Origin of the sequence: Kitasatospora xanthocidica (assembly GCF_014656195.1) — a bacterium.
GTDB lineage: Bacteria > Actinomycetota > Actinomycetes > Streptomycetales > Streptomycetaceae > Kitasatospora > Kitasatospora xanthocidica.
The window spans coordinates 131,021-157,699 of sequence record NZ_BNBY01000019.1 but is presented as its reverse complement, the minus strand read 5'-3'; the positions used below and the strand labels follow the sequence as shown (position 1 = coordinate 157,699).

Sequence of the window (26,679 nt, the reverse complement as noted above, 5' to 3'; positions counted from 1 at the left end):
AACGGGAACGGGAACGGGAACGGGTACGGGCCCGCGGCGTCCGGCCGGCCGGCGGCGCTTCAGCGCGGGCGCGCGGCGGTGGGGGTGAGGTGGCGGGCCAGGGTGTCGAGGGCGGTGGAGACCTCGTGCAGCAGTCGCGGGTCCGGGGCGGTGCCGTCGGGGCCGGCGAGGGCCGCGGTGAGGGCGTCGTCGATGGTCGTGGAGCGGACTTCCGCGACCCGGGCGGACGGCTGGGCGGCGGCGCGGACGAGCCGGCGGCGGCGGTCCGCGGGGTCGGGTTCGGTGTCGACCGAGCCCGCCTCGACCAGGCGGGCGACGGCGGTGGAGACCTGACTCTGCGGCAGGCCGGTGCGGGCGGCGATCTCCCCGACGGTCGCCCCCGGGTGCGCGAGGACGTCGCCGAGCGTGACCAGGACCGGGCGGACGGAGCCGCGGGCCGCCGCCTCGGGCCGGTCCGGTTCGGGCATCGCCTGTTCGCCGATCTTCATCAGGGTGCGGCCCAGGAGGAAGAGCTCTACTCCGTTCATGCCCGCAAGAGTACATCGAGATCGATGCATCTATCTTGATGTATCTACTTCGATGGATTATTGTCGTCATGCCGGGCGGGAAGCGCCGCCCGCGACCGACCGAGGGGAACCACACCATGACCACCAGCCCGACCGCAGCCACCGTCCGTACGCTCGCCGTCCCGGGCGCCACGCTGCACTACCGGGTCGAGGGCAGCGGGCCGGTGCTGCTGCTGGCGCAGAGCGGCGAGGGCGACGCGGACCGCACCGTCGACCTCGTCCCGCACCTCGTCGACACCTTCACCGTGGTCACCTACGACCGCCGGGGCCTGTCCCGCAGCACCCTCGACCGGCCGGACGCCCCCGTCACCATGGCCGACCACGCCGACGACGTCGCCCGGCTGCTCGCCGAGGTGGCCGACGGGCCGGCGCTGATGGCCGGGTTCAGCATGGGTGCGGCCATCGGCCTCCAGGTCGCCGTGCGGTACCCGGGCGTGCTGGACACACTCATCGCCCACGAGCCCGTCGTGCCGAACCTGCTGCCGGCGGACGGACGGGCGGAGCACGTGGCCGAGCTGACGGAGATCCGGAAGGCCTACCTCGACGGGGGCGCGGCCGCCGCCTTCCCGGCGATCGCCCGGCACCTCGGGATAGACCCGGCGCACGACCGGACCGAGGAGGGCCTCACCCCGCAGCCCCTGACGCCCCGCCGGCTGGCGAACTTCGGGTTCTTCATCGGGACGGAGTTCCCGGCGGTCACGACGGACGGCCTCGCCCCGGCCGCGATCGCCCGGGCCGCCGCGACCGCCGGTGGCACCCGGATCGTCCCGGCCGTCGGTGAGAGCACCGGGCCGGCCGTCCACACCCGCCGCTGCGCGGTGGCGCTGGCGGAGCTGCTGGGCGCGGAGCCGGCCGTCCTCCCCGGCGGCCACAACGGGAACACCGCCTTCCCCCGGGCCACCGCGCGGACACTGAAGGCCGTCCTGGCGCGGTGACGGGAGCCGCCCGCATCAGGCGGGGGCGATGCGGCTCAGGCGTCGGCGGCCGGGCGGGCCAGCCACTCCTTCCAGGAGACCTCGTGGCCGATGAGGCAGGGCTGCCGGAACGGCCACTGCTCGGCGATCCAGCGCGGGACGAGGGCGTCCAGCGCCCGCTCCAGCTCGGTGCCGACCCGGTCGTCCACCACCCACCAGGAGATCTCGGCGTCCGAACCGGCCTTCTGGGGCGGGTCGATGTAGACGCAGCCGAGCAGGGCCGTCTCCGCCTCGTCGAACAGCGCGTAGTTGAACGACTCGTGGGCGGCGATCTCCCGCTCGTGCCGCACCAGGTCGTCGAAGTCGGCCTGGTAGCTCATGGTGGCCGACGGCCAGCCCCAGGCCTCGCCGTAGATGGACCAGAGCCGCTCCCGGGAGCCCATCACGGCCGGGTAGTCGAGCTCGGTGTCGGTCCCGGCGATGGGACGCAGGTGGTAACCGCCCCCGGGGAGCGGAACGTGGACGGGGTGGACGAAATCGGCAGGCAACCAGGTCATGATCCCCGAGGCTAGCCGAGCGGCGCGCCGGCCCGTCGGGATTATCGGGCTGGTCAGCTCGGGGCGGGCCTCTCCGGGATGACGTGGGGCCCGCCGCCGGGGCATCATCGCGGGATGACGACGATCAGGACCAGGTGGGGGCGCCTCCGGATCCCGGCGGTGGCGGCCCTGGCCGTACTGGCGGCGGGGTGCGGGACGACGCACGTGGACGCGCCCGGCGGAACGGCCGCGCGGACGCCGGCCGCGACCGCGGTGGCGACCGCCCAGGGGGACCACCCCTGCCCGGGCGAGACGCCGACCAGGACCCCGACCGCGACCGCGAGCAACGCGGAGGCGACCGGCCCGGTGACCGACCACTACGCCGAGAACCACGCCTTCAAGGCGCCGCTCCCGCTGCACGGCGAGCGCCGCTGCGAGGGCCTGGAGGCCGTCCGACGGATCAAGGCCGCGCTCGAACCCGTCCGGGCCCGCTACCAGGTCGACCCGGACGGGATCCGCAAGGCGCTCGTCGGCCTCGGCTACCCGGCCGACAAGGTCAAGGTCCAGCGCGGCGGCGAGTTCCTGATCGACGCCACCGGGCTCTGCCTGTCCGGCTCGACGGCCGGCGAGGCCACCACGGTGGAGGCCTTCGCCGGCTACGCGGAGGGCACCGGCTGCGAGGAGCCGCGCGGCGGCCACTGACCGCCGCCGCCCGGCCCGGGGCTCAACCGCCGTGGGGTGCGCCGCCGTTGTCGCCCGCACCCTTGTCGAGCGACAACGGGGGCTGCGGAGCCGCCTCGACGGCGTCCGGCGCCTCCGGGTCGCTCTGCTCGATGCGGCCGAGCAGCCGGGCGACGGAGTCGGTGCGTTCCCGCAGCGCCGCGACCCGGGCGGCGTCGGTCGGCCCGGAGAGCTCCTCGGCGGGCCGGACCGGGATGCCGCGCTTGCGGGCGGTGGCGATCAGGCTCTCGCCGGCCCGGTCGGTGACGACGAGCACCGCCGCGGCGAAGGCGCCCGCGTCCAGGGTGCGCTGACGGCCGAGCAGGCCGCGGTGGACGATCCTGGCCGGGACGGTCAGCTCGTCCAGGCGCTGGTCGGCCGAGGCGCGTTCGAGGGCGGCGAGGACGACGGTGGTCAGCGCCTCACCGGCCTTGGTGACGACCCACTTGCGGCCCGGCACCGGCGGAAGGAGCTCCCGGATCCGGTCCACCTCCTGCTCCAGGGCGGTGGTGGTCAGCACCTCGAAGGCGTTGCGGGTGCGGATCTCGACGACCTTGTCCCACTCGATCTCCTCGCCGTCGAAGCCGGCCTTCGACGGCCCCAGGTGGACGGCGCCGAGGCCGTCGAGCAGCCCGAGCAGCTTGTGCACCACGGCCGGGGTGAGAGGGTGGCGGCCGATCAGGGTGCCCACCGAGAGCTTCCACGGCTCGGTGGCCGGCACCGCCGGCGGCGCGACGGAGGCGAGGGCGGTGTGTACCCACCGCCCGCCGGCCGCCGCTCCCTGCCCGCCCCGCCGGACCACCTGTCGCCCGGCCTCGCCCAGCCCGGCGGCGGCCTGCGCCGCCGCGCCCGTCGCCGCCCCGACCAGCCGCCCCAGACCGCCCACCAGTTCGCCCCCGCGCACGTCCCGTTCCTCTCCTCGCAGCGCTTGCGTTCGAATCCGTCATGGTACGGGCCGCGCCCGCCCGGCCGGACCGGTGACTTCTGTCATCCACTTCCGGCCACAGAATTCACTGACCCCGGGCCGGCCCGCTGCGGCAGGCTCGACCCCGACGGCACGGTCGGCGCACCGATCGACGCCGTGACAGAGGCCGCGATCGGCGGGACGGACAGGGGAGCGGGACATGAAGGTACTGGTGGCCGGGGCCGGACTCGGCGGGCTCTGCCTGGCGCACGGACTGCTGCGGGCGGGCGTGGACGTCCGGGTCCTGGAGCGGGAGGACGGCCCGGACAGCCGCTACCAGGGCTTCCGGATCGCCCTGAACGCCCACGGCCTGGCCGCTCTGCACGCGTGCCTGCCGGAGCGGCTGCACGCCCTGCTGGCCGCCGTCTCCGGTCCGCTGGCGGGCGAACGGCGGGTGGTGGACCAGGAGCTGCGCGAGCTGCGCCGGCTCGGCGGCGTCGACGAGGGCACCGCCACCGACCGGTACGTGCTGCGCCGGCTGCTGCTGGCCGGGCTGGGCGACCGGGTCGAGTTCGGCAGGCCGGTGACCGGCTACACCGAGCGGGCGGACGGTACGGTGGAGGCGCACCTCGGCGACGGCGGCCGCGCGGTGGGCGACCTGCTGGTCGGCGCGGACGGCGTGGGCTCGGCGGTGCGCCGCCAACTGCTGCCCGACGCCCGGGTGGTCACCCTCCCCGGCAACGCCGTCCTCGGGCGCACCCCGCTCACCGAGCGGTCCGCCGCCCTCGTCCCCGGCTACGGCACCGTCGTCCACGGCACCGACGTCCACGGCGACCGCGCGAGCATGCTGCTCGGCCGGATGGAGTTCCGCCGGCCGCCGCGGCTCGCGGCCGCGGAACTGGCCCCCGACGTCCGGCTGCCGGACACCGGGAGCTATCTGCGCTGGGTGGTGATGCCGTCCGAGTCGCTGCCCGCCGGTCCGCGGCCCTGGGAGACGGTGCGGGCCGAGCTGCTCGCCCTGCTCGACGGCTGGCACCCGGACCTCGTCGACCTCGTCCGCGCCGCCGACGTCGTCAACAGCTCACCCCTGACGGTCCGTTATGCCGAGCCGGTGCCGCACTGGGCCGGCCGCCGCCGGGTCACCCTGCTCGGGGACGCGATCCACCCCATGCCGCCGAGCGGCGGCCAGGGCGCCAACACGGCGCTGCGCGACGCCGCCCTGCTCGCCCGCACGCTCACCGCCGTCCAGCGGGGCACGGCCGAACTCCCGGCCGCCGTCGAGCAGTACGAGCAGCGGATGCTGGAGTACGGCTTCGCTGCCGTCGCCGACAGCCTGGAGCGCCTGCCGGACTTCACCCCGGCCCGCTGACCGGGCCCGCTGCACTGGCCCCGGCGGCCGCTCGGGTGAACGGGCGGCGCGGCACGCTCCACCGGCCGGGGCGCCGCCGGGCCGGGGGCGATGATCGCCGGAATCCCGGCCGCCCGCACCCCCGGAGCCAGACATGCGGATCCTGCTCCTCGCCAGCGCCTTCAACAGCCTCAGCCAGCGCCTGCACGCCGAACTGCGGGACCGCCGGCACACCGTGGAGGTCCGGCTCGCCGGGGACGACGAGGAGCTGCGGGCCGCGCTGCGCGACCTCGCGCCGGACCTGCTGCTGGCGCCGATGCTGCGCACCGCGATCCCCGAGGACGTCTGGTCGGCGCTCACCTGCCTGGTCGTCCACCCCGGCCCGCCCGGCGACCGCGGCCCCTCCTCCCTGGACCGGGCGGTCCAGGAGGGCACCGCCGACTGGGGCGTGACGGTGCTCCAGGCCGAGGCGGAGATGGATGCCGGGCCGGTCTGGGCCTGGGAGCCCTGCCGGCTGCCCGCGCTCGGCAAGAGCGACCTGTACCGCAACGAGGTCGCCGACGCCGCCGTCCGGGCCGCGCTGCGCGCCGTCGAGCGCTTCGCCGCCGGCTCGTACGCGCCGCGGCCGCAGCACGGGCCCTCCTGGCGGGAGCCGGTGCGGGTACGGCCGTACCTGCGGCAGGAGGAGCGCCGGATCGACTGGGCGGCCGACCCCACCGAGGCCGTCCTGCGCAGGCTCCGCGCCGCGGACTCCCAGCCCGGGGTGCTCGACACCCTGGCCGGCGAGGCGTGGTACCTGCACGGCGGGCACTCCGAGCCGGTGCTGCGCGGCCGCCCCGGCGAGCTGGTCGCCACCCGCGCCGGGGCGGTGTGCCGGGCCACCGCCGACGGCGCGGTGTGGATCCCCGAACTGCGCCGCCGGCGTCGGCCCGGCGGGCCCGAGACCTTCAAGCTCCCGGCCGTGACGGCGCTCGGCGCCCTGCTGCCCGCGCTACCGGAGGTGCCGGCGCCGCTGACGGCCGAGGAGGACGGGCAGCGCACCTGGACGGACCTGGAGTACCGGGAGGAGGGCCCGGTGGGCTTCCTGCGGTTCTCCTTCCCCGGCGGCGCGATGGCCACCGACCACTGCCGCCGGCTGCTGGCGGCGTACCGCTTCGCGCTGCGCCGCCCGACCTCGGTGCTGGTGCTCGGCGGTGGCCGGGACTTCTTCTCCAACGGCATCCACCTCAACGTGATCGAGGCCTCGCCCGACCCGGCCGCGGAGTCCTGGGCCAACATCACCGCGATGGACGACCTGGTCGCCGAGGTGCTCACCACCACCGACCGGCTGGTGGTCGCCGCCCTCGGCGGGAACGCGGCGGCCGGCGGGGTGATGCTGGCCCTGGCGGCCGACGAGGTGTGGTGCCGCGCGGGCTCCGTCCTCAACCCGCACTACCGGCTGATGGGGCTGTACGGCTCGGAGTACTGGACGTACACCCTCCCGCGCCGGGTGGGCCCGGCGCGGGCCGAGCGGCTGACCCAGCAGGCGCTGCCGGTGTCCGCCGCGGCGGCCGAGCGGATCGGCCTGGTCGACCGCGTCCTGGACCACGGACCGGGGGAGTTCGGGCCGGCCGCGGCCCGCCTGGCCGGGCTGCTCGCCGCCTCGCCCGCCACCCCGTGGCGGATCGCCGCGAAGAAGGCCGCCCGTGCGGCGGACGAGGCGGCCAAGCCGCTCGCCGCCTACCGGGAGGAGGAGCTGGCGGTGATGCGCCGGCAGTTCTTCACCCCCGAATCGCCGTACCACGCGCTGCGCTCCGCGTTCGTCCGCAAGCACCCCGCGCCCGCCGGGCTGACGGCCCGGACGTGACCCGAACGGCCCGGCCGGCTTGCGCGCCCGGGCGGCCGGGCCGGACCGGGTGGACCGGCGGGCGGTCCGGACTGTTGCTATGACTGTCTTTGAGCCATTTCGTCCGGCTCCCATCCCCGAGGAGGCATCCTCATGGGTGCTGCAACAGCTGCAACAGCTGCAACAACCGACACCGACGTGGTGCACATTCTCTGGATCAACGCCGGCCTCAGCTGCGACGGCGACTCCGTCTCGCTGACCGCCGCGATGCAGCCCAGCATCGAGGAGATCGTCACCGGCGCGCTGCCCGGCCTGCCCAAGGTCGCCGTGCACTGGCCGCTGATCGACTTCGAGTGCGGCCCGGTCCAGGGCGCGGACAACTTCGTCGAGTGGTTCTTCAAGGCCGAGCGCGGCGAGATCGAGCCGTTCGTCCTGGTCGTCGAGGGGTCCATCCCCAACGAGAAGATCAAGAAGGAGGGCTACTGGTGCGGCTTCGGCGACGACCCCGCCACCGGCCAGCCCATCACCACCAGTGAGTGGCTGGACCGGCTCGCCCCCAAGGCGACCGGTGTGGTCGCGATCGGCACCTGCGCCACGTACGGCGGAATCCACGCGATGGCCGGCAATCCGACCGGTGCGATGGGTGTGCCGGACTACCTGGGCTGGGACTGGAAGTCCAAGGCCGGGCTGCCGATCGTCTGCGTGCCGGGCTGCCCGATCCAGCCCGACAACTTCGCCGAGACGCTGACCTACCTGCTGTACCAGCTGGCCGGCTCCGCGCCGATGATCCCGCTGGACGACAAGCTGCGGCCGGCCTGGTTGTTCGGTGCCACCGTGCACGAGGGCTGCGACCGCGGCGGCTACTACGAGCAGGGCCAGTTCGCCACCGACTACGGCACGCCCGAGTGCCTGGTGCGGCTCGGCTGCTGGGGACCGGTCGTCAAGTGCAACGTCACCAAGCGCGGCTGGACCAACGGCATCGGCGGCTGTCCGAACGTGGGCGGCATCTGCATCGCCTGCACCATGCCGGGCTTCCCGGACAAGTTCATGCCCTTCATGGACCCGCCGCCCGGCTCGCGGGTGTCCAGCGGCGTCAGCAGCGCGTACGGCTCGCTGATCCGCCGGCTGCGCGCGATCACGCTGAAGACCGTCGACAAGGAACCGAAGTGGCGCCACACCGGCCGCCACCTGACCACGGGTTACCGCCCGCCCTGGTGACGCCGGAGGGCCGCACACCTCCGCGGTGTGCGGCCCGTCGCCGCCGCCCGCCCCCCGCCCCCGTTCAGCGAAGGACACGACAGACACGATGGCAACACCGACGACCAGGGCGGCCGGCGACGGCAGCGGCCTGACCGAGATGTCCTGGGACCCGATCACCCGGATCGTGGGCAGCCTCGGCATCCACACGAAGATCGACTTCAAGCAGAAGCGGGTCGCGGAGTGCTACAGCACCTCCTCGGTCTTCCGCGGCTACAGCGTCTTCATGCGCGGCAAGGACCCGCGCGACGCGCACTTCATCACCAGCCGGATCTGCGGGATCTGCGGCGACAACCACGCCACCTGTTCGGTCTACACCCAGAACATGGCGTACGGGGTGAAGCCCCCGCACCTCGGCGAATGGATCATCAACCTCGGCGAGGCCGCCGAGTACATGTTCGACCACAACATCTTCCAGGAGAACCTGGTCGGGGTCGACTACTGCGAGAAGATGGTCCGCGAGACCAACCCGGGCGTGCTGGAGCTCGCCGAGCGCACCGAGGCGCCGCACGCCGGCGACCACGGGTACAAGACGATCGCCGACATCATGCGCTCGCTCAACCCGATCGAGGGCGAGTTCTACCGCGAGGCCCTGCAGGTCAGCCGGTACACCCGGGAGATGTTCTGCCTGATGGAGGGCCGCCACGTGCACCCCTCCACGCTCTACCCGGGCGGCGTCGGCACCGTCGCGACGGTGCAGCTGTTCACCGACTACCTGACCCGGCTGATGCGCTACGTCGAGTTCATGAAGAAGGTCGTGCCGCTGCACGACGACCTCTTCGACTTCTTCTACGAAGCCCTGCCCGGCTACGAGGAGGTCGGCCGGCGGCGGATCCTGCTCGGCTGCTGGGGCAGCCTCAACGACCCGGACCACTGCGACTTCACGTACCGCAACATGACGGACTGGGGCCGGCGGATGTTCGTCACCCCCGGCGTCGTCGTGGACGGCAAGCTCGTCACCAACGACCTCACCCAGATCAACCTCGGCATCCGGATCCTGCTCGGCAGCTCCTACTACGAGGACTGGCAGGGCAAGGAGCTCTTCGTCACCCACGACCCGCTGGGCAACCCGGTCGACCCCCGGCACCCCTGGAACCAGCACACCATCCCGCAGCCGCAGAAGCGGAACTTCGACGACAAGTACAGCTGGGTGATGTCCCCGCGCTGGTTCGACGGCAAGGACCACCTCGCCCTGGACACCGGCGGGGGCCCGATCGCCCGGCTGTGGTCCACCGCGCTGTCCGGGCTGGTCGACATCGGCTACGTCAAGGCCACCGGGCACAGCGTCGTGATCAACCTGCCCCGCTCGATGACCAAGCCCGAGGTCACCTTCGAGTGGAAGATCCCGCAGTGGAGCAACGCCCTCGAACGCAACCGCGCCCGCACCTACTTCCAGGCGTACGCGGCCGCCGCCGCCCTGCACTTCGCCGAGAAGGCGCTCGACGAGGTGCGGGCCGGGCGCAGCCAGACCTGGGAGCGCTTCGAGGTGCCGGACGAGTCCATCGGCTGCGGCTTCACCGAGGCCGTGCGCGGCGTGCTCTCGCACCACATGGTGATCCGCGACGGCAAGATCGCCAACTACCACCCCTACCCGCCCACCCCGTGGAACGCCAGCGTCCGCGACAGCTACGGCACCCCCGGCCCGTACGAGGACGCGGTGCAGAACACGCCGATCTTCGAGGAGAACTCCCCGGAGAACTTCAAGGGCATCGACATCATGCGCGCGGTGCGCAGCTTCGACCCCTGCCTGCCCTGCGGCGTGCACATGTACGTCGGCAACGGCCGCACCCTGCAGACCATGCACGTGCCCACCGGCCTCAGCGGGCTCACCGCATGACGGCCGAGCAGACCGGGCTGCGGATCCAGGAGGCCCTGGACGCGCTGGCCGGCAGCGGCGCCGAGCAGGCCGGCGAACAGCTCGTCCGCGACCTGATGGACTTCTACGGCCAGGGGCTGGCCAGGATCGTCCCCCTGCTGCCCCCGCCCGCCCTGGACCGGATGCTGGACGACCCGGCGGTGGCCGGGCCGCTGCTCCTGCACGACCTGCACCCCGAGCCCGTCACCGCCCGGATCGACCGGGCCCTGGCCTCGCTGCCCGAGCGGGTCGAGGTGCTCGGCTTCGACCCCGGCACCGGCGTCCTGCGGCTGCGCCGCACCGGGGGAGGCTGCGGCTGCGGCGCGGGGGACGTCGAGGCCGCCCTCGCCTGCCACGCCCCGGAAGTGACGGCCGTGGAACTCGAACGCGCCCCGCAACTGCTGCAGATCGGCACCCGCCCGCCCCTGACCGCGGAGGCACGATGAACACCCGCCGGATCTCCCGCGACGGCACCGCCCTGCTGCGCCGGCTGCGTGAACCCGCGCCGCCGCGGCCCGAGCAGTGCGGCTTCTGCGGCCGCGACCTGCCGCCCGGCCACCGCCACCTGGTGGACGTCGAGGAGCGCGCCCTGGCCTGCACCTGCACCGCCTGCGGACTGCTGTTCCAGCAGCCCGGCGCGGCCGGCGGCCGCTTCCGCACCGTGCCCGACCGCTACCTCGCCGACCCGGCGGGCGCGTTGGACGAGCGCGCCTGGTCGGTGCTGGGCATCCCGGTCGGCACCGCCTTCCTGTTCCGCAACACCGTCCTGGACCAGCTGCTCGCCTTCTACCCCGGCCCGGCCGGCGCCACCGAGAGCGAGCTGGACGAGGACACCTGGGAGAGCGCGCTCGGCGGCAGCCGGCTGGCCGCCGCCCTGGAACCGGACGTGGAGGCGCTGCTGCTGCGCCGCACCGACCGGCGGGTCGAGTGCTACCTGGTGCCGATCGACGTCTGCTACGAGCTGGTCGGCCGGCTGCGCCGGTGCTGGCACGGCTTCGACGGCGGCGCCGAGGCACGGGCCGAACTCGACGCGTTCTTCGCCCGGTTGGCCGCCCGGGCCCGCCCGCTGCCCGCGGCGGTGACGGCATGACGGCACTCTCCTTCACCTGCACCGGCGTGCGCGCCGACCCGTACGCGGCCGTGCCGACCCTGGTGTTCCGGCTGCGGATCACCGCGCCGGCCGACACCCGGGTGCACGCCCTCGCGCTCCGGTGCCAGCTGCGGATCGAGCCCGGCCGCCGCTCCTACGCCGTACCGGAGGGCGAGCGGCTGACCGACCTGTTCGGCGAGCGGGAACGCTGGGCGAACACGCTCCACCCGATCCAGTTCGCCACCGTGCCGCTGCTGGTGCCCGGCTTCACCGGCGAGACCGAGACCGACCTCCCGGTGCCGTGCAGCTACGACCTGGAGGTGGCCTCCGCCCGCTACTTCCGGGCGCTCGACGGCGGCGACGTCCCGGTGCTGCTGCTCTTCTCCGGCACCGCCTTCGCCGGCCCCGGCGGCTTCCAGGTCACCCCGGTGCCCTGGGACAAGGAGGCCTCCGTACGGATGCCGGTCCGGGTCTGGCGGGAGGCGATCGACCAGCACTTCCCCGGCTGCGGCTGGCTGCGGCTGCCCGACGACCTGATGGACGGGCTGCTGGCCTACCGCTCCCGCCGCGCCCTGCCCTCCTGGGAGGCGACGGTGCGCGAGCTGCTGGCGGCGGCCGAGGTCGCGGAGCCGGTCCGGTGAGCGGCCTCGCGGAGACCGGCGCCCCGGTGAGCGGCCTGCCGGTGAGCGGCTTCCCGGCCGGGATCGAACGCGGCTTCGCGGCCGCCCGGCAGATCGCCGACGCGGTGCTGCTGGAGGGCTACGTGCTCTACCCGTACCGCGCCTCGGCGGCGAAGAACCGGCTGCGCTGGCAGTTCGGCGTGCTGGTGCCGCCGGAGTACACCGCGCAGGGCGGCGAGCACTCCCACCAGCGCACCGAGTGCGTCATGGAGGCCCGCGGCGAGGACCGGCTGGCGGTCGAGCTGCGCTTCCTGCGGGTCCAGCGGCGCACCGTCGAACAGGCCACCGCCACCGGCGGCTTCGAACCGGTGGAACGGCTGGAGCTCACCGACCGGGTGCTCGTCGACTGGGACGAGGGCGTCGAAGAGCGGATCGAACTTCTGGTCCCCGTCCAGGAGTTGACCGGCCAAGGGGTGCAGCGGGCGTTCCGGCTGCCCGGAGTCGGCGAGACCGAGCTGCTGCGCGAGCACGGCACACCGGTCGGACGGCTGGTACGGCGGCGCGCACAGGTCGACGGCCTGGTGCGGCTGACCGTCGAGGAACTGCCCGGCCCCTACCGGGCGCAGCGGCTGACGGTGGTGGTGGAGAACGTCTCCGCCTGGATGCCGCCCCGGCGGGCGAGCCGCGAGGAGGCACTGCCGCGCTCCCTGGTCTCCGCCCACCTGCTGCTGGGCCTGGAACACGGCCGGTTCGTCTCGGCCACCGACCCGCCAGAGTGGGCCCGGCCCGCCGTCGAGCGCTGCCGCAGCCGGCACACCTGGCCGGTGCTGGCCGGGCCGGAGGGCGAGCGCGGGGTGGTGCTGTCCTCGCCGATCATCCTGGAGGACCACCCCGCGGTGGCCCCGGAGAGCCTGGGCACCCTGTACGACGCCACCGAGATCGACGAGATCCTGGCGCTGCGCACGGCGGCCCTGACGGAGGAGGAGAAACGCGAGGCCCGGGGCACCGACGAGCGGGCCGCGGCCGTGATCGACCTCGCCGAGTCCATGCCGCCCGAGGTGCTGGAGCGGCTGCACGGCGCCGTCCGCGGGCTGCGCGAGATCACCGGCGGCGCCGCCGAGGCGGAACAGCCCTGGTGGGACCCGGGCGGCGACCCGACGGTCGACCCCGAACGGGACCGGGTGCTGGTCGACGGTCGGTCGGTCGGCGCCGGCAGCCGGGTCCTGCTGCGGCCCGGACGACGGCGCACCGACGCCCAGGACCTCTTCCTGGCCGGGCGCACCGGCGTGGTCGAGGCGGTGCTGCACGACGTCGACGGCTCGGTGCACCTGGCCGTCACGGTGGAGGACGACCCGGGCGCCGACCTGTGGCGCGCCCAGGGCCGGTTCCGCTACTTCCAGCCGGACGAGGTCACCCCGCTCGACGATGTCACCCCGCTGGACGAGGTCACCGCGCTCGACGACGTCACCCCGCTGGACGGTGCCGACCGGGCGGAGCTGCCGTGACCGGGGCGAAGGTGCTGGTCGCCGGGGTGGGCAACATCTTCCTCGGCGACGACGGATTCGGCGTGGAGACCGTCCGGCGGCTGTCCGCGCACCGGCTGCCGGAGGGCGTCGAGGCGGTCGACGTCGGCGTGCGCGGCGTGGACCTGGCGTACCGGCTGCTCGACGGCTACCGGACCGCCGTCCTGGTCGACGCCACCTGCCGCGGCGGCGCGCCCGGCACGGTCTACCTCATCGAGGCGGCCGCCGAGCCGCTGGAGGCACCGGTGCTGGACGGGCACCGGATGGGGCCGGACGCCGTGCTCGCACTGCTCGCCACCCTCGCCGCCGGCACCGGCGGCGACCCGCCCGGGCGGGTGCTGGTGGTCGGCTGCGAGCCGGCCTCGCTGGAGGAGGGCATCGGGCTGAGCGCCCCCGTCGCCGCCGCGGTCGACGAGGCGGTCCAGATGGTCCTGCGGGTCGTGGACGAGGCCACCCAACCGGAGAGGGAGACGACACCATGCTGAGGAAACTGTTCTGCGCGGCCCTGCTGGCGGGGATCGGCGCACTGGTCTGGCAGAGCCTGCCGGACATCAAGCGGTACCTGGAGATCTCGCGGATGTGAGCCGCGCGTTGCTGCGAACGGCGCAGCCCCGGGCGCGGTGGCGGCGCGGCTTCGAGCCGCCGCCGCCATCGCGCCTTGTAATGGGGCGCGCCCTGGAAGCCTGGCCCGTTGCCGCCCGCCGTGGGAAGGGACCGATGCACGAGATGTCGATCGCCGCCGCCGTCGTGGAGCAGGTGGACGCGGCCGCGCGCGAGCACGGCGCCCCCGGCGTGACGCGGGTGCGGCTGCAGGTGGGGGAGCTGGCGGGCGTCGTGCCGCAGGCCCTCGACTTCTGCTTCGAACTGGCCTGCGCCGGAACGCTGGTGGAGGGCGCCGTGCTGGAGACCGAGCAGGTCGCGGCGCGGGCCCGGTGCGGGTCCTGCGCCACCGAGTGGGAGGTCGGCATGCCGCCGGACCTCGGCTGCCCGAGCTGCTCCGGCGGCTCTTCCGGCGGCGTCCTCGGGGTCGGCGTCCCTGGGGGCGGCGTTTCCGGGGGCGGCGTCGAGCTGCTGTCCGGGCGCGAGCTCCAGATCCTCGACGTCGAGTGGGCCGGGCACCCGCACCGCCCGGCCGAACAGAAAGGCTGATGCCGATGTGCCGCACGGTCGACTTCCGCCAGGCGGTCCTCGCCCGCAACGACGACAGCGCCCGCGAGCTGAGGGCCGCGCTGGCCGGGCGCGGGACGGTCGCGGTCAACCTGCTCTCCAGCCCGGGCAGCGGCAAGACCGCGCTGCTGGAGGCCGAGCTGGGGCTGGCCCGGCGGCGCGGGGTGCCGGTCGCCGCGCTGACCGCGGACCTGGCCACCGAGAACGACGCGCTGCGGCTGGCCCGTTCGGGCGCGCCGGTGAAGCAGGTGCTCACCGACGGGCTCTGCCACCTGGAGGCGCGGATGCTCGCCGGGCACCTGGACGGCTGGCTGCCGGACGACTGCCGGCTGCTGTTCGTGGAGAACGTCGGCAACCTGGTCTGCCCGGCCTCGTACGACCTCGGGGAGTCCCTGCGGGTGGTGCTGGCCTCGGTCACCGAGGGCGAGGACAAGCCGCTCAAGTACCCCACCGCGTTCGGGCTGGCCAACCTGGTGCTGGTGACCAAGAAGGACCTCGCCGCGGCGGCCGAGTTCGACGAGGCGGCGTTCACGGCGAACGTCCGGCGGGTCAACCCCGGGGTGGAGGTGGTGCACACCTCGGCCCGCACCGGGGACGGCGTCGGCGCGCTGCTGGACCGGGCGCTGGCCGTCCTGGGCGGCGCCGAACCGCACCGGCCGGTGATGGCGGCCGCGCCGCACGGGCACTCGCACTCGCACTCGCACGGTGAAGGGCACGAGGACGGGCACGGCCACGAGCACGTGGTGGCCGGGGAGACCCCGTGACGGCCGGTCACCCGGCGCCGGAGCGGGAGCGTCGGCGGGTCGCCGTCCGCGGCCTGGTGCAGGGCGTCGGCTTCCGGCCCTTCGTCTTCACCCTGGCCGGTGAACTCGGCCTGGCCGGCAGCGTCACCAACACCGGCGAGGGCGTGCTGGCCGAGGTCGAGGGCAGCCGCGAGGCGGTCGAGGCGTTCTGCCGACGGGTGGCCGGTGACGCGCCGCCACTGGCCCAGGTGGCCTCCGTGGAACACGAGCCGCTGGCCGCCACCGGCGCGACCGGCTTCGCCATCACCCCGTCCCGGACCGACGGCCCCCGGGCCACCCTGATCCCGCCCGACGTCGCCGTCTGCGCCGACTGCCTCGCCGAACTCACCGACCCGGCCGACCGCCGGCACCGGCACCCGTTCATCAGCTGCACCAACTGCGGCCCCCGGCACACCATCGTCACCGGCCTGCCGTACGACCGCGCCGACACCACGATGGCCGGATTCCCGATGTGCGCGGACTGCGCCCGGGAGTACACCGACCCGGCCGACCGCCGCTTCCACGCCCAGCCCGTCGCCTGCCACGCCTGCGGGCCGACGCTGGCGCTGGTCCGGCCCGGGCGCGCCGCCCGCCTCGCCGGGGAGGAGGCCCTCACCGGGGCCCGCCGGCTGCTGGCCGCCGGGGCGGTCCTCGCCGTCAAGGGCATCGGCGGCTACCACCTGGCCTGCGACGCGCGCGACGCCGCCGCCGTCGGCCTGCTGCGCCGGCGCAAGCGGCGCGGTGACAAACCGTTCGCCCTGATGGCCCGTGACCTCGCCACGGTGGAGGGCCTGCTGCCGCTCGGCCCGGTCGAGCGGGAGCTGCTCACCGGGCCGGTCCGGCCGATCGTCCTGCTGCGCCGCACCGGCGCGCCCTCGGCCGCGGTCGACGCGGTGGCCCCGCGCAGCCCCGACCTCGGGGTGATGCTCCCGTACACCCCGCTGCACCACCTGCTGCTCGCCGCACCGGGGCCGGACCTGCTGGTGATGACCAGCGCCAACCTCTCCGGCGAGCCGATCGTCACCGACGACCGGGAGGCGCTGGAGCGGCTCGCCCCGCTGGTCGACGGCTGGCTCACCCATGACCGGCCGATCCACGTGCCCTGCGAGGACTCGGTGGTGCGGGTGGTGGACGGCGAGCAGCTGCCGCTGCGCCGCTCGCGCGGGTACGCGCCGCTGCCGCTGCCCCTGCCGGTGCCCGTCCGCCCGGCGCTGGCCGTCGGGGGCGACCTGAAGAACGCCTTCGCGCTGGCCCGGGACGGCTACGCCTGGCTCTCCGGCCACATCGGGGACATGGACGACCTGGCCACGCTGCGCGCCTTCGACCGCGCGGTGGAGCAGCTCGGCACGGTCAGCGGGGTGCGGCCCGAGCTGCTGGTCGCCGACCGGCACCCCGGCTACCGCTCGGTCCGGCACGCCGAGCGGAACGCCGCCGGGCGGCCGGTGCGCCGGGTGCAGCACCACCACGCGCACATCGCCGCGGTGATGGCCGAGCACGGCCTGGACGGCGGCCGGCCGGTGCTCGGCCTCGCCTTCGACGGCACCGGCTACGGCGAGGACGGCGCGATCTGGGGCGGCGAGGTGCTGCTGGCCGACTACGACGGCTTCCGCCGGCTCGCCCACCTCGGCTACGTGCCGCTGCCCGGCGGGGACGCGGCGGTCGAACGCCCCTACCGGACGGCGCTGGCGCACCTGCGGGCCGCCGGGCTGCCCTGGACGGCCGGACTGCCGGCGGTCGAGGCCTGCCCCGGCGAGGAACTGCGCCTGTTGGAGCGGCAGTTGGAGCTCGGGCTGAACTGCGTGCCGACCTCCAGCATGGGCCGGCTGTTCGACGCGGTCTCCTCACTCGCCGGGATCTGCCACCGGGCCGGCTACGAGGCCCAGGCGGCGGTCGAACTGGAGGCGGCGGCAGCGGAGTTCGGGTGGGCGGAGTTCGGCCCGGCGGGGGCCTACCGCTTCGGGCTGCCCGCCCGGGGCGACGGCTGGACCGCCGACCCCGGGCCGGTGCTCGCCGCGGTGGTCGCCGACGTGGCCGCGGGCGCGCCCGCCGGGCTGGTCGCCGCCCGCTTCCACGCCGCGGTGGCCGACCTCGCCCGGCGGGTCTGTGCGGCCGTCCGGGAGCGGTACGGCACCACCACGGTGGCGCTCAGCGGCGGCGTCTTCGCCAACGCGCTGCTCTCCTCGGCCTGCGCGCGCGGCCTCGGTGAGGACGGCTTCACCGTGCTGCGGCACCGCCGGGTGCCGCCCAACGACGGAGGGCTGGCGCTCGGCCAGCTGATGGTGGCCGCCCGCGTGGCGGCCGCCCGGGAGGAGTGAGAGCGGATGTGCCTGGCGGTGCCCGGAAGGGTGACGGAGATCGGGGAGCGCGACGGGACCCGGATGGCGGTGATGGACTTCGGCGGGGTGGTCAAGGACGTGTGCCTGGAGTACCTGCCCGACCTGGCGGTGGGCGACTACGCGATCGTCCACGTGGGCTTCGCGTTGCAGCGGCTGGACGAGGAGTCGGCCCGCCGGACCCTCGCGCTGTTCGAGGAACTCGGCCTGCTCCAAGAGGAGTTCGGCGACCCGTGGGAAGCGGCGGGGCAGTGGGTCGGAGCGGAAGAGGCGACGGCAGCCGAGGAGGCCGGACGGTGAAGTACCTGGAGGAGTTCCGGAACCCGGAGCTGGCGGCGGGCCTGCTCGCGGACATCAGGGCGACGGTCACCCGGCCGTGGGCGCTGATGGAGGTGTGCGGCGGCCAGACGCACAGCATCATCCGCCACGCCATCGACCAACTCCTGCCCGAGGAGGTCGAGTTGATCCACGGCCCGGGGTGTCCGGTGTGCGTCACCCCGCTGGAGGTGATCGACCGGGCGCTGGCCATCGCCGCCCGGCCCGGGGTGGTCTTCTGCTCCTTCGGCGACATGCTGCGGGTGCCAGGCACCGACCGCGACCTGTTCCGGGTCCGGAGCGAGGGCGGCGACGTCCGGGTGGTCTACTCGCCGCTGGACGCGCTGAGGATCGCCCGGGAGAACCCGGACCGGGAGGTCGTCTTCTTCGGCATCGGCTTCGAGACCACCGCGCCGCCGAACGCGATGGCCGTCCACCTCGCCCGTGAGCAGGGCCTGCGGAACTTCAGCATGCTGGTCTCGCACGTCCGGGTGCCCCCGGCGATCGACGCGATCATGGCCTCGCCGGACTGCCGGGTCCAGGGCTTCCTCGCCGCCGGGCACGTGTGCAGCGTGATGGGCACCGACGAGTACCCCGAGCTCGCCGAGCGCCACCGGGTGCCGATCGTCGTCACCGGCTTCGAACCGCTCGACATCCTGGAGGGGATCCGGCTCACCGTACGGCAGTTGGAGCGCGGGGAGCACACCGTCGAGAACGCCTACGAGCGAGCCGTCCGGCCGGAGGGCAACCCGGCGGCGCGTGCCATGCTGGAGGACGTCTTCGAGGTCGCCGACCGCGCCTGGCGGGGCATCGGCGTCATCCCGCGGAGCGGCTGGCGGCTCTCCTCGCGCTACCGGGACCACGACGCCGAGCACCGCTTCGACGTCACCGGGATCGCCACCCGCGAGCCCGCCGCCTGCCGCAGCGGCGAGGTGCTGCAAGGCCTGCTGAAGCCGCACCAGTGCGAGGCCTTCGGCACCGTCTGCACCCCGCGAACCCCGCTCGGCGCCACCATGGTCTCCAGCGAGGGGGCCTGCGCCGCGTACTACCTCTACCGGCGGCTGGGCACGCCGGCCGCCGCCCAGGAGGCGAGCCCCGTTGGCTGACACCGAAACCCTCACCCCCGCACCGGACTTCTCCGGCTGGAGCTGCCCGCTGCCGCTGCGCGACCACCCCCGGGTGGTGATGGGGCACGGCGGTGGCGGGGCGCTCTCCGCCGAACTGGTCGAGCACGTCTTCGCGCCGGCCTTCGGCGGACCGCTCCTCGCCGGGCTCGCCGACTCCGCCGTCCTGGAGCTCGGCGGGGCCCGGCTCGCCTTCTCCACCGACTCCTACGTGGTGCGGCCGCTGTTCTTCCCGGGCGGCAGCATCGGCGACCTCGCCGTCAACGGCACGGTCAACGACCTCGCGATGAGCGGGGCCCGGGCCGCGTACCTGTCCTGCGGGTTCATCCTGGAGGAGGGGGTGGAGACGGCCGTGGTCGACCGGGTGGCCAGGGCGCTCGGAGCCGCCGCCCGCGCCGCCGGGGTGGAGGTCGCCACCGGGGACACCAAGGTGGTCGAGGCCGGGCGCGGGGACGGGATCTACCTGAACACCGCCGGCATCGGGCTGGTCGCCCCCGGCGTCGACATCCGCCCGCAGCGGGCCGCCCCCGGCGACGTGGTGATCCTCAGCGGGCCGATCGGGCTGCACGGGGTCGCCATCATGAGCGTCCGGGAGGGCCTGGAGTTCGGGGTCGAGGTGCGCAGCGACTGCGCGGCGCTCGGCGGCCTGGTCGACGCCATGCTCGCCGTCACCCCCGACCTGCACGTGCTGCGCGACCCCACCCGGGGCGGGCTGGCGGCGGCGCTCAACGAGATCGCGACCGCCGCCGGGGTCGGCGTCAGGCTGACCGAGCGGGCCGTCCCCGTCCCGGAGGCGGTGGCCAACGCCTGCGCCCTGCTGGGCCTGGACCCGCTGTACGTCGCCAACGAGGGCAAGCTCGTCGCCTTCGTCCCGCGCCGGGAGGCGGAGGCGGTCCTCGCCGCCATGCGCGCCCACCCGCTGGGCGCGGAGGCGGTGGTGATCGGCGAGTGCGTCGAGGACCACCTCGGCATGGTCGTCGCCCGGACCGGCTTCGGCGGCACCCGGGTGGTGGACCTGCCGATGGGCGAGCAGCTGCCGCGGATCTGCTGACACCGCGGATCTGCTGACGCCGCGTGAGTACCCGCCGCCCCGGGACCGGATCCCGGGGCGGCGGGCGCGTGTCACGGGCGGGGGCACGCACGCTGGCCCCCGGCGGCGGCACCAACTGCGCCCAGACCCAGGTGAGTTTCGCGAACCTGCTGCCGGGGAGTCACACCGTCACCGCCCAGTACAGCGGCGACGACAACTACCTGACCCCCGACCTGGAGTCGGTCACCGAGACCGTCAGCTGCACCAGGACCATCACCGGTGACGTCGGCGAGCTGTTCACCAGCGGCGACAGCACCTGCATCGTCGGCGCCACCGTCCACGGGGCCGTGCACGACGCCAGGGACGGTGCGCTGTACATCAGCGGCTCCACCGTGCACGGCGCCGTCCTCTTCTCCGGGGGCACCCTGTTCGGGATGTGCGGGAGCACCGTGACGGGCACGACCAACGTCCACGACGCCTCCGGCTTCGTGCTGGTCGGCGACCCGGGTGACGACGGCTGCGCCGGCAACCGGATCGGCGGCTCGCTGCTGCTGGGCGACAACCACGGCGGCCTGGAGGTCGTCGCCAACCAGGTCGGCGGTTCCGTGCAGGTCCAGGGCACCACCGGCACCGGACCGTTCCCCGAGGACACCCGGACCGAGATCGAGGGCAACACCATCGGCGGCGCCCTCCTCTGCTCCGGCAACAACCCGGCGCCCACCAACGACGGGCACCCGAACACGGTGAGCGGGCAGCGGCTCGGGCAGTGTTCGAACCTGTAGTCCCCTGGTAGTCCCGCTGTCACCCCCATCGATCGTGAAGGGGCCCGCCCGTGCGGGCCCCTTCCGCGTGATCCGGATACGCTGGGCGGAGGAGCCCCCCGTGCCCGGCCCGCCCCCGGGCGGGCCGGGCACGGCAGGTGCGGAGGTGCGTGATGCCGGAGGCTAGCGGGCTGTACGGGGCGTGCGGCGCCCCGGCGCACGGCGGCTGACCGGGGAGCGGCCGTGGGCACCGCGGACACCGAGGTCGACGTGGTGGTGACCGTACCCAACCAGGGCATCGGCCTGTGGATGGTCGGCGCCTTCGTGGTCACCTTCGTGGGCACCCGGGTGATCACCCGGCTGATCCGGGCCGGCCGCGGACCCTTCCGCAACGTCGAGGTCGGCGGCACCCATGTGCACCACCAGGTGTACGGCATCCTCGCGATGCTGGTGGCCGGGGCGATGGAGTTCGCCTACCGGCCGGACACCCCCGGCGTGCAGATCCTGGCCGCGCTGTTCGGCGCCGGCGCCGCGCTCACCCTGGACGAGTACGCGCTCTGGCTGCACCTGGAGGACGTCTACTGGTCCCAGGAGGGCCGCAAGTCCGTCGACGCGGCCTTCCTGGCGGTGGCGGTCGGCCTGCTGCTGGTCGCCGGGTTCAACCCGTTCTCCGACACCGGCCAGGGGCCCGCGGCCCACCTGGCCTTCGCCGTACTGCTGCTGGTCGACGTGGTGTTCGCCGTCGGGGCGATCCTCAAGGGCAAGACGGCGACCGGGGTGATCGGCCTGCTGGTGCCCCTGGTCGCGTTGATCGCCTGCCTGCGCCTGGCCAAACCCGACTCGCCGTGGGCCCGCTGGCGCTACCCGCCGGACTCCCGCCGGGCCGAGCGCGCGCTGCGCCGCTACCCGCCCGGCCGGCGGACCCGGATGGACGCCCTCAAGGACTTCGTCGGGGGCGTGCCGCACTAGTGCTGCTCCGCAGAAGTTCGTGTGGGGGTGTTGAGAGTCCGCCCTGCGGCCACGGCGCGCACGACAGGTGTGATGCGACGAATCACGGCTCGACGCGCGCTCCCGCCACGGTGCCCAGGTCGACCAGTTGCGCCCTGCCGTTGCCCACCGACCAGTTGTCGAGGGCGTTCTCGATGAGCGTGACGAACACGTCCTCGGGCCGCACGCCGACGTCGGTCAGGTTGGCTGTGATCCGCCGGTACAGGCCGAGCTTGAGCTCCCGAGGCCGACCCGCCACCAGGGTGATCTGGACGCAGACGATGTCTTGGCGGGCCACGTCGAGGTAGGTCGGGTCGAAGATCAGCTCTTCGGGATCGTGCGGGGTGACGATCTGGAAGCGGTCACCGGCCGGGATGCCGATGGCGTCGACGAGGGCCTGATGCACGCCGTCGGCGATGGCGCGTCGGATGGCGGGTGGCCGGGTAGCGGACAGGTCGATGCGGACCAGAGGCATGAGAACGCTCGCTTTCCGGAAGGCCCGGCTACAGTGTTCGATAAACATCGACCATATCAGTGTACGGTGCTCGTCGAACACTCTGCAGAGGATCGATCCATGTCCGCGCGCACCCGCAGCCTCACCCACGCCCATCCGACCGAGGTGTCGCTCCAGGACGCGCTCGACGCGGTCGGCGACCCCGTGCGACGCGCCATTCTCAGGGAGTTGGCCGGCGCCCCTGACTGGACCCGCGCCTGCGGCACGTTCGACCTTCCGGTGACCAAAGCGACGCGCAGCCACCACTTCGCCGTGCTGCGTGCCGCCGGCCTCATCGAGCAGCGCGACGAGGGACCACGCCGGCTCAACCGGCTCCGCCGCCCTGAATTCGACCGGCGGTTCCCCGGTCTCCTCGATCTGATCCTGGCCGAGCCCGCAACGGACCAGTGCGGTTCCGCGTAGGTTCACGTTGGGGTGTCGGGGCTGATCAGGTGACCGCAGATCGCGGCGGCCCGCCGCCAGAAGCCGGGCGTGTCACGGCGGGTGAGCCAGCCCGGTGCCCGGCGCGACGTGAGGTCCAAGTCGGCGAGGATGCGGGCGACTTGGGACGCGGAGATGGCGGCGAACTTCCGCGGAGCAGCACCGGGTGCCAGGCGTTCAGGCGAGGAAGTGGTGCAGGGAGTCCGCCATGGCCCGGACGAAGCCCTCCCGGGTCTCCTCGGGGACCAGGTCGAGGGACAGGTAGGGATTGAGGTCCTCCAGCTCGACCAGGAGCAGGCGCCCGTCCGGCGCCCGGCAGGCGTCCACCCGCTGGATCCCGTGGTCGAGCGTGTTCCAGGCGATGAACCGCCGGGCGAACGCGAGGTCGTCCCCGCTCGGCTCGTACGGCTCCAGCACCCAGCGCGCGGCCGGATCGGGGGCGTGCAGGGCGTACTGGAAGGCGTCGTCCACGAAGTAGAACGAGACCTCGTACCGGAAGTCGATCCGCGGCTGGACCAGCACCCCGCCCCACTCCAGGCCGGCCAGCTCCGCACGGGTGAGGAAGCGCAGGCCTATGCTGTCGGCGCCCTCCTCGGGCTTGACCGCGAACCGGTCGGCGGCGGGCAGCAGGTGGAGGTCCTGCGGCCGGTCGACGGTCGGGATGACCGGGTGGCCGGCCGCGGTCAGATCCAGCAGGTACCGCTTGCCGGCCATGTCACCGCGCCCGGTCAGCGGGTTGTAGACCCGGACGCCCTCGGCCAGGGCCCGGTCGCGGAAGCGCGCGTACTCCTCGCGGTAGTGCAGCACCGGCCCGCTGTTGCGCACCACGACCCCGTCGAAGCGGGCCATCAGGGCGGCGGCGTCGAGCGGGTGGCACAGGGCCAGGTCGAACCACTCCCGCAGCCGGGAGGTGAGGAAGACGTCCTCGTCGCCGTAGCGGCGCCCGCGGGCCGGGTAGGCCAGGTCGGTCACGTACAGCAGGCTGCGGCGGTCGGGCACGGGTGCTCCCTCGGTGGGTCGTGGGGAGCGATGCTACCGACCGGGTGCGGCGCGGCCCCGGGCCGGGCCCGCCGGGAGCGCGGAGCGGATGCGCGCTGCTCCGTCGGAGTGCAGGGTGGACGGGTACGGCGCGGCGACCGGCGGACTGCCCGGGGAGCCGAAGACCACCCAAGGAGGCGCCATGCCGACCAGGAAGATCCTCGGCCGGGCCCTGGCCCTGACCGCCCTCGCCGCCCTGCCGGCCGCCGTGCTCACGGCGCCCTCGCCCGCGGCGGCCACCGTGACCGCGGCCCCGCAGGCCGGGGCGGCCGCCGCCGCGCCGGCCTCCTTCGTCGACCTGCCCGCCACCCCGCTGCCGTCCGACCACGCGGCGCACCGGATCATCGTCACCTACCGCAACCCCACGGCGGCGGACCAGACCATCGCCCCGCAGGTCCTCCTCGTCTCGCCGGACCGGGGGCCCTTCCTCGCCCCGGCGGATGTCAAGCTGGAGATCCTGACCGGCGGCCACTGGAAGACGGTGCCGCTCGGCAGCCAGACCGGCACCCTCTACACCGACCTCGGCCAGGCGAAGCTGGTCCTCCACAGCCACCACACGCTCACCCAGTACTACCGGCTCACCGTGGTGAAGGCCGCCGCGGGAACGGTGCAGCCCCGGGTGGCGCTCTACGGCTGACCGCGGGGCCCTGGGCGGGGGTGTGGTTACCAGTTGCGGCGGTCGGCCGGGGTGCCGTGGCCGGTGCGGAGGTGGCGGATGAGGGTGCGGCGGAGCTCGCGGTCGTGGTCGGTGAAGGCCGCTGCGGGAACGGTGCGGCCCCGGGTGGCGGTCTACGGGTGACCGCGGGGCCCTGGGCGGGGGTGTGGTTACCAGTTGCGGCGGTCGGCCGGGGTGCCGTGGCCGGTGCGGAGGTGGCGGACGAGGGTGCGGCGGAGTTCGCGGTCGTGGTCGGTCTCCACCGGGAGGTCGAGCTGGACGATGTCGACGCCCGCCGAGCGGAGCAGCCCGATGCGGGCGGCGACGGTGGCGGGGGAGCCCGCGTAGGCGGCGGTGAGGGAGCGGCGGACGTAGGCGGCCACCTGTTCCTCGCCCTGGGCCGGGTCGGAGCTGCCGCGCTCGCGGTCCCGGTCGAGCTGGACGGCCTCCCGCCAGCGGCCCCCCGCACCGCCGGCGGTGAGCCGCAGGGCCTCCCGGCGCAGCCGGCGGACCCGCTCGCGGGCGTCCTCGTCGGAGTCGGCGAGGACGACGGTGAGGTGCCGCCAGATCCGCAGGGTGCGGCCGTGGGCGGCGGCCGCGGCCCGGGCCTGGGCGATCCGCCGACGGGTGTCGGGCAGCGGCAGCGGGCTGACGGCGTACACCTCGGCGTAGCGGGCCGCGAGGTCGAGGCCCTGCGGGGACGAGCCGCCGAAGGAGAGCAGTTCGCCGCCCGGTCTGGGGTGCAGGCCGGGGCGGGCGGCGGCCACGGTGTAGAACTCGCCCTTGTGGTCGATGTCCTGGTCGGCGGTCAGGTAGCGGGTGAACAGGTCGAGGTACTCCTCGGCCCGGCGGTAGCGCTCCGCCTTGTCGAGGTGGTCGCCGTCGCGGGCGGTGTCGCGGTCGCTGGAGCCGATGATCACGTGGGCCGCCGCCCGTCCGCCGGAGAGGCGGTCCAGCGTCGCGAGCGAGCGGGCGGCGACGGTCGGCGCGGTGGTGCCGACCCGGTGGGCCACGGCGATCCGCAGCCGGCTGGTGGCGGCCAGCGCCCAGGAGGCCACCAGCCAGGGGTCGGGCCAGGAACTGGACTGCACCACCAGGGCGCTGTCCAGCCCGTCCTCCTCGTTCTCGCGGGCGGTACGGGCGACGTACGCGGGGTCGGCGGTGCGGTCGCGGGCGTCGGGGGCCCAGCGCAGGGCCTGGCGCTCCTGCGGGGTGTCGCCGGGCACGGGGGCGGCGCGGACCCCGCCGCGGATCTCCAGGGGCACGGCATCTCCTCGGGTGTCGCAGGGTGGCGGAGGGTGTCGGAGGGTGGCGGAGGAACTTGGAGGATCTCGGAGGATCTCGGAGGGCGCGGTCAGCGGGCGGCCGGGCCGAGCCGGGCCAGGGTGTCGAGCAGCTTGGCCCGGCTGACGAACACCTCGGGCGGCAGCGACACGTACAGCTGGACGGTGGTGACGCCGGGGCGGTGGTAGGCGAGGATGCGCTCCCGGCACTCCTCGGGGGAGCCGCTGACGAACAGCCCGTCGACGACCTCGTCCGGCAGGGCCTTCTGGGCGCCCTCCGGATCCCCCTCGGCCCACAGCCGGTGCGTCTCGGCGAGCAACTCGCCGTGGCCCAGCCACTCGTGGAACTTCCGGTACGGCTCGCGGTTGAGGATCCAGGCCAGGAAGGGCCGGGTGGCGCGGTGGGCGTAGTCGGTGTCCTCGGTGGGGCAGACGAAGACCTTGACCACCAGCTCCTTGCCGGGCGGCTGCGGGCCGACGGTCTCCAGGATCTTCGGCACGTCGTGCGGGAACAGCAGGTTGGTGATGGCGCCGTCCCCCTCGGTGAAGCCGAGCCGGAGCATGTTGGGGCGCAGCGCGCCCAGGATCACCTTGACCGGGTCGGCCGGCGGGTGCGGCAGCCGGTAGCCGGTGATGTCGAAGGTGTCGAACCCGCCCGTGACGTACTCGCCGCGCAGCGCCCGGGTGACGAAGCGCAGCACGTCCCGGGTCCGCTTGAACGGCTCGTCGAAGGGGATGCCGTTGATGTCGGTGACGTGCGCGGGGACGGAGGCGCCGATGCCCAGCAGGAGGCGGCCGGGGGCGAGTTGGGCGAGGGTGGCGGCGGTCTGGGCGAGCACTGCGGGGCCGCGAGTGTGCACCGGGACGATGCCGGTGCCGATCCGCAGCGACGGGGACCAGGCGGCGGTGGCGGCCAGCGGGGTGAAGGCGTCGGTGCCGCCGCCCTCGGCGCTCCAGACGTCGGTGTAGCCGAGGTCGGGCAGGCGCTCGACCAGGAAGCGGTGCCGGTCGATGGTCAGCCCGGGCAGGGGCAGGGTGATGCCCCACTTGGGCGGCTCGGTCTCGGCGGGGTGGTGCGGGGGGTGCGGGGTGGTCATCGGGCGGGTGTCCGT

The 26,679-nt window shown here is 74.5% G+C and carries 29 protein-coding genes; 22 read left to right on the top strand and 7 right to left on the bottom strand.

Annotation, left to right across the window (positions count from 1 at the left end; translation table 11 throughout):
- Positions 1 to 59: 59 nt before the first annotated feature.
- Entirely contained in the window at positions 60 to 527 is a 468-nt protein-coding gene (locus IE332_RS28155) for a MarR family transcriptional regulator (protein ID WP_189921674.1), read from the bottom strand.
- A 116-nt stretch (positions 528 to 643) separates the two neighbouring features.
- Between IE332_RS28155 and IE332_RS28150 the strand changes: the two genes are divergently transcribed.
- Positions 644 to 1,501 carry an alpha/beta fold hydrolase gene (locus IE332_RS28150; protein ID WP_189921672.1) on the top strand — a complete coding sequence of 286 codons (858 nt, stop codon included), beginning with the start codon at positions 644 to 646 and terminating at the stop codon, positions 1,499 to 1,501.
- A 35-nt stretch (positions 1,502 to 1,536) separates the two neighbouring features.
- On the opposite strand, the gene IE332_RS28145 is transcribed toward IE332_RS28150, so the two are convergent.
- Positions 1,537 to 2,037, bottom strand: a complete 501-nt coding sequence (locus IE332_RS28145; protein WP_189921670.1) for an N-acetyltransferase — start codon at positions 2,035 to 2,037, stop codon at positions 1,537 to 1,539.
- A 114-nt stretch (positions 2,038 to 2,151) separates the two neighbouring features.
- Between IE332_RS28145 and IE332_RS41270 the strand changes: the two genes are divergently transcribed.
- The gene (locus tag IE332_RS41270) at positions 2,152 to 2,718 is read left to right on the top strand and encodes a hypothetical protein (protein ID WP_229928974.1); all 567 of its coding nucleotides are present in this window, start codon (positions 2,152 to 2,154) and stop codon (positions 2,716 to 2,718) included.
- 22 nt (positions 2,719 to 2,740) lie between these two features.
- On the opposite strand, the gene IE332_RS28135 is transcribed toward IE332_RS41270, so the two are convergent.
- Positions 2,741 to 3,640, bottom strand: coding sequence for a hypothetical protein (locus IE332_RS28135; protein WP_189921668.1), 900 nt, complete (start codon positions 3,638 to 3,640; stop codon positions 2,741 to 2,743).
- Positions 3,641 to 3,860: 220 nt separating this feature from the next.
- Here IE332_RS28135 and IE332_RS28130 point away from each other — a divergent pair, with 220 nt between their 5' ends.
- The 18 genes from IE332_RS28130 (at position 3,861) to IE332_RS28050 (ending at position 21,639) form a co-directional block, all read left to right on the top strand.
- On the top strand, positions 3,861 to 5,009 hold the full coding sequence (locus tag IE332_RS28130; protein ID WP_189921666.1) for an FAD-dependent oxidoreductase: 1,149 nt from the start codon (positions 3,861 to 3,863) through the stop codon (positions 5,007 to 5,009).
- Positions 5,010 to 5,142: 133 nt separating this feature from the next.
- Positions 5,143 to 6,834, top strand: a complete 1,692-nt coding sequence (locus IE332_RS28125) for an enoyl-CoA hydratase-related protein (RefSeq protein WP_189921663.1) — start codon at positions 5,143 to 5,145, stop codon at positions 6,832 to 6,834.
- A 132-nt stretch (positions 6,835 to 6,966) separates the two neighbouring features.
- Positions 6,967 to 8,031, top strand: coding sequence for an NADH-quinone oxidoreductase subunit B family protein (locus IE332_RS28120; protein ID WP_189921661.1), 1,065 nt, complete (start codon positions 6,967 to 6,969; stop codon positions 8,029 to 8,031).
- Positions 8,032 to 8,119: 88 nt separating this feature from the next.
- The gene (locus IE332_RS28115; RefSeq protein ID WP_189921659.1) at positions 8,120 to 9,907 is read left to right on the top strand and encodes a nickel-dependent hydrogenase large subunit; all 1,788 of its coding nucleotides are present in this window, start codon (positions 8,120 to 8,122) and stop codon (positions 9,905 to 9,907) included.
- Complete coding sequence (locus IE332_RS28110) at positions 9,904 to 10,371, top strand: NifU-related iron-sulfur-binding protein (protein ID WP_189921657.1); 468 nt, start codon at positions 9,904 to 9,906, stop codon at positions 10,369 to 10,371. The genes IE332_RS28115 and IE332_RS28110 overlap by 4 nt, the downstream gene beginning before the upstream one ends.
- Complete coding sequence (locus tag IE332_RS28105) at positions 10,368 to 11,015, top strand: DUF5947 family protein (RefSeq protein WP_229928973.1); 648 nt, start codon at positions 10,368 to 10,370, stop codon at positions 11,013 to 11,015. The genes IE332_RS28110 and IE332_RS28105 overlap by 4 nt, the downstream gene beginning before the upstream one ends.
- Entirely contained in the window at positions 11,012 to 11,656 is a 645-nt protein-coding gene (locus IE332_RS28100) for a DUF6084 family protein (RefSeq protein WP_189921655.1), read from the top strand. Before IE332_RS28105 ends, IE332_RS28100 begins: the two co-directional genes overlap by 4 nt.
- 35 nt (positions 11,657 to 11,691) lie before the next feature.
- Complete coding sequence (locus IE332_RS28095; RefSeq protein WP_189921714.1) at positions 11,692 to 13,140, top strand: hypothetical protein; 1,449 nt, start codon at positions 11,692 to 11,694, stop codon at positions 13,138 to 13,140.
- Entirely contained in the window at positions 13,137 to 13,643 is a 507-nt protein-coding gene (locus tag IE332_RS28090) for a hydrogenase maturation protease (protein WP_189921653.1), read from the top strand. Before IE332_RS28095 ends, IE332_RS28090 begins: the two co-directional genes overlap by 4 nt.
- Entirely contained in the window at positions 13,637 to 13,741 is a 105-nt protein-coding gene (locus IE332_RS42485; RefSeq protein ID WP_373313858.1) for a DUF6893 family small protein, read from the top strand. Before IE332_RS28090 ends, IE332_RS42485 begins: the two co-directional genes overlap by 7 nt.
- A 134-nt stretch (positions 13,742 to 13,875) precedes the next feature.
- On the top strand, positions 13,876 to 14,307 hold the full coding sequence (locus tag IE332_RS28085; RefSeq protein ID WP_189921650.1) for a hydrogenase maturation nickel metallochaperone HypA/HybF: 432 nt from the start codon (positions 13,876 to 13,878) through the stop codon (positions 14,305 to 14,307).
- Between the two features lie 5 nt (positions 14,308 to 14,312).
- Positions 14,313 to 15,089 (top strand): hydrogenase nickel incorporation protein HypB, encoded by a 777-nt coding sequence (gene hypB, locus IE332_RS28080; RefSeq protein WP_189921648.1) that lies wholly within the window; start codon positions 14,313 to 14,315, stop codon positions 15,087 to 15,089.
- The gene (gene hypF / locus IE332_RS28075; RefSeq protein WP_189921646.1) at positions 15,086 to 17,422 is read left to right on the top strand and encodes a carbamoyltransferase HypF; all 2,337 of its coding nucleotides are present in this window, start codon (positions 15,086 to 15,088) and stop codon (positions 17,420 to 17,422) included. The genes hypB and hypF overlap by 4 nt, the downstream gene beginning before the upstream one ends.
- Positions 17,423 to 17,428: 6 nt before the next feature.
- Positions 17,429 to 17,740 carry a HypC/HybG/HupF family hydrogenase formation chaperone gene (locus IE332_RS28070; protein WP_189921644.1) on the top strand — a complete coding sequence of 104 codons (312 nt, stop codon included), beginning with the start codon at positions 17,429 to 17,431 and terminating at the stop codon, positions 17,738 to 17,740.
- Positions 17,737 to 18,861 (top strand): hydrogenase formation protein HypD, encoded by a 1,125-nt coding sequence (gene hypD, locus IE332_RS28065; protein WP_189921642.1) that lies wholly within the window; start codon positions 17,737 to 17,739, stop codon positions 18,859 to 18,861. Before IE332_RS28070 ends, hypD begins: the two co-directional genes overlap by 4 nt.
- The gene (hypE, locus tag IE332_RS28060) at positions 18,854 to 19,930 is read left to right on the top strand and encodes a hydrogenase expression/formation protein HypE (protein ID WP_229928972.1); all 1,077 of its coding nucleotides are present in this window, start codon (positions 18,854 to 18,856) and stop codon (positions 19,928 to 19,930) included. Before hypD ends, hypE begins: the two co-directional genes overlap by 8 nt.
- A gap of 68 nt (positions 19,931 to 19,998) precedes the next feature.
- A complete protein-coding gene (locus IE332_RS28055; RefSeq protein WP_189921640.1) occupies positions 19,999 to 20,691 on the top strand; it encodes a hypothetical protein in 693 nt (230 codons plus the stop codon).
- A gap of 222 nt (positions 20,692 to 20,913) precedes the next feature.
- A complete protein-coding gene (locus tag IE332_RS28050) occupies positions 20,914 to 21,639 on the top strand; it encodes a hypothetical protein (RefSeq protein ID WP_229928971.1) in 726 nt (241 codons plus the stop codon).
- An 82-nt stretch (positions 21,640 to 21,721) separates the two neighbouring features.
- Here IE332_RS28050 and IE332_RS28045 read toward each other — a convergent pair whose 3' ends face one another.
- Positions 21,722 to 22,213, bottom strand: a complete 492-nt coding sequence (locus IE332_RS28045; RefSeq protein WP_229928970.1) for a tautomerase family protein — start codon at positions 22,211 to 22,213, stop codon at positions 21,722 to 21,724.
- Between the two features lie 18 nt (positions 22,214 to 22,231).
- Between IE332_RS28045 and IE332_RS28040 the strand changes: the two genes are divergently transcribed.
- Positions 22,232 to 22,573: an ArsR/SmtB family transcription factor gene (locus IE332_RS28040; RefSeq protein ID WP_189921638.1), complete on the top strand. Its 342-nt coding sequence runs from the start codon at positions 22,232 to 22,234 to the stop codon at positions 22,571 to 22,573.
- A 195-nt stretch (positions 22,574 to 22,768) separates the two neighbouring features.
- Here IE332_RS28040 and IE332_RS28035 read toward each other — a convergent pair whose 3' ends face one another.
- Complete coding sequence (locus tag IE332_RS28035; protein WP_189921636.1) at positions 22,769 to 23,590, bottom strand: ATP-grasp domain-containing protein; 822 nt, start codon at positions 23,588 to 23,590, stop codon at positions 22,769 to 22,771.
- Positions 23,591 to 23,771: 181 nt separating this feature from the next.
- On the opposite strand from IE332_RS28035, the gene IE332_RS28030 reads away from it, so the two are divergent.
- Positions 23,772 to 24,266 carry a hypothetical protein gene (locus IE332_RS28030; protein ID WP_229928969.1) on the top strand — a complete coding sequence of 165 codons (495 nt, stop codon included), beginning with the start codon at positions 23,772 to 23,774 and terminating at the stop codon, positions 24,264 to 24,266.
- A gap of 188 nt (positions 24,267 to 24,454) precedes the next feature.
- Here IE332_RS28030 and IE332_RS28025 read toward each other — a convergent pair whose 3' ends face one another.
- Complete coding sequence (locus IE332_RS28025) at positions 24,455 to 25,549, bottom strand: LLM class flavin-dependent oxidoreductase (protein WP_189921634.1); 1,095 nt, start codon at positions 25,547 to 25,549, stop codon at positions 24,455 to 24,457.
- Between the two features lie 89 nt (positions 25,550 to 25,638).
- Positions 25,639 to 26,664 (bottom strand): LLM class F420-dependent oxidoreductase, encoded by a 1,026-nt coding sequence (locus IE332_RS28020; protein ID WP_189921632.1) that lies wholly within the window; start codon positions 26,662 to 26,664, stop codon positions 25,639 to 25,641.
- Between the last annotated feature and the right edge of the window lie 15 nt (positions 26,665 to 26,679).